The following is a 2,110-nucleotide window of genomic DNA, read 5'->3' on the forward strand; positions in this document are numbered from 1 at the left end:
CCGATGAACGGACAGAGTATCTCATCAACGACCGCCTGTCGTTCATGCGTTTCCTTGGTCTGGGACTTTCAGATCGCGTGCCTGATGCCAAAACAGTCTGGTTGTTCCGTGAACGCCTGACACAGGCAGGGGCCATTGAAAGGCTGTTTGACCGGTTTGACGCGACCCTGCGGAACGCGGGCGATCTGCCGATGTCCGGCCAGATCCTGGATGCAACGCGGGTCGCGCCAAAGCAGCGCAATACCAACGCTGAGAAAGCAGATCTCCAGGAAGGACGGATACCACAGGACTGGCATGACAAGCCGTTAAAACTGTCGCACAAGGATCGTCATGCGCGTTGGACACTGAAATTCACGAAGGCGAAGCGCAGGAGGATGGAACCATGCCATTCAGGCTCCCGTCGATGCGGAGCATTGACGGGATAATGGCGGAGGGTGACACGGCCTACCGCTTGAAAGCCAATGAGGACTTCATGGAAAAGCAAGGCTTTATCTCAAAGGTTCACAGGAAAAAGACGCACCTCAAGCCCATGTCCCGCCATATCTTGCGATCCAATGCAGAAAAATCGGTGATCCGATCTCGTGTTGAGCACGTCTTTGCCGATCAGAAATCGCACACGGGGCTCTTCATCCGGACTGTCGGCATCAGCCGAGCCACCATGAGGATCAGGCTCGCCAATATCGTCTACAACATGCGCCGTTTCTTCTTCGAAAAAGTGAACGCGAGCGCGTAGTCATCCAGCGGGGGACAACCCCCAATCTGCTCAAAACGCAGGTCGAAAGCGCCCCAAAGAACCGTCAATCAAATCACTAAAACCTAGAAATTAAGGGTTTTCCGATCCCCCCATCTTCCTAGCTGCAACCATCATCTTCTGGTTACGTGTCCTAAGCCTAAAAAACCCGAAAAGTACCGTGGCACAGTGTCAATTTATTATTGACATTTCTAAAAAATTAACATTTAACCCGTTTTTTATTAATTCACAATGACGTGACGGATTATATAATGGCCACAGTAACTAAAAATTGGACAGAAGTTTCACAACAAGGCGGAACAATTGGAGCACCTGGACAGACAACAATTCTAGTTGGATCACCGACATCTGCAATTGATGAGGTAACATTCGAAGGTAACGTTATTTTTAATAATAACGGTGAAATTACATTTGAAAAAGTAACAATATCTGATGGATCATCCATAACTTTAAATAGCGGTACATCAATCACTTCTAACCAATCTGATATTCCATCAGGAACTATAAATATCAATGGAGGAAGCATTGAATATCCAAATGCATATCAGACATCAGGAAATGTAGTAGTTAATTTCGGAGACACAACTTCAAAAACAAACAACCTTACCTTTAATGCAGCCGCGCTTGCAAATGTTACATTTAATAATGTCGCACCTGGAGATCATATCACAATATCAAATGACTATCATTCATCAAATGAAAAATTAATTGATTCCGCCAGCGGGAAGGTGGAAATTGTATATTACAATTCATGGTCTTCAACACCAAATGTTGTAGCCATATTCAATGTAGCAAAAAAACCTGATGGCACTTACTACAAAGCATCAGATTTTTCCATTTCTAGTGACAGTGCAAGCAATACGACGACTTTTGTTTGTTTTCTTTCTGGTACCCTGATCCAAACATATTCTGGACTAACCTTAGTAGAAGACCTTGCTATCGGAGATGAAGTAATTGCTTACGACAATGGTGCTGAAGTTATCCGTCGTGTGACTTGGGCTGGGCAAGCTCACTGCAACGTTCACGCCCATCTTCCTGACGATAAAGCAGGTTACCCGGTACGCATCCTCAAGGATGCCATTGCTAATGGTGTACCTTTCAAGGACATGCTGATCACGGCAGAGCACTGCCTGTTCTTCGAAGGAAAGTTCGTTCCTGCCCGGATGCTCATCAACGGTCGTTCGATCTTCTACGACAAGTCCATCACGTCTTACGATTACTACCACATCGAAACCGAGGATCATTCGGTTATCATAGCCGATGGTATGCTCACCGAAAGCTATCTCGACACCGGTAACCGTCGCTCCTTCACGCAGAAAGGATCTGTGGTTTCCATAGGCGGAAGTCGCAATCTAAACT

The 2,110-nt window shown here is 46.1% G+C and carries 1 protein-coding gene and 2 pseudogenes; all 3 read left to right on the top strand.

The genetic code is table 11. The annotated features are described in order from the left end of the window. A pseudogene (locus tag GSP01_RS15525) lies at positions 1 to 388 on the top strand (transposase); the annotation flags it as partial. Positions 389 to 433: 45 nt separating this feature from the next. Then, positions 434 to 733, top strand: a pseudogene (locus GSP01_RS15530) (transposase); the annotation flags it as partial. A gap of 269 nt (positions 734 to 1,002) precedes the next feature. Continuing rightward, a partial coding sequence (locus GSP01_RS15535; RefSeq protein ID WP_141354660.1) for a Hint domain-containing protein occupies positions 1,003 to 2,110 on the top strand: 1,108 nt, incomplete at its 3' end.

This window comes from Gluconobacter sphaericus NBRC 12467 (assembly GCF_006539125.1).
In the GTDB taxonomy this organism is placed as follows: Bacteria; Pseudomonadota; Alphaproteobacteria; order Acetobacterales; family Acetobacteraceae; genus Gluconobacter; species Gluconobacter sphaericus.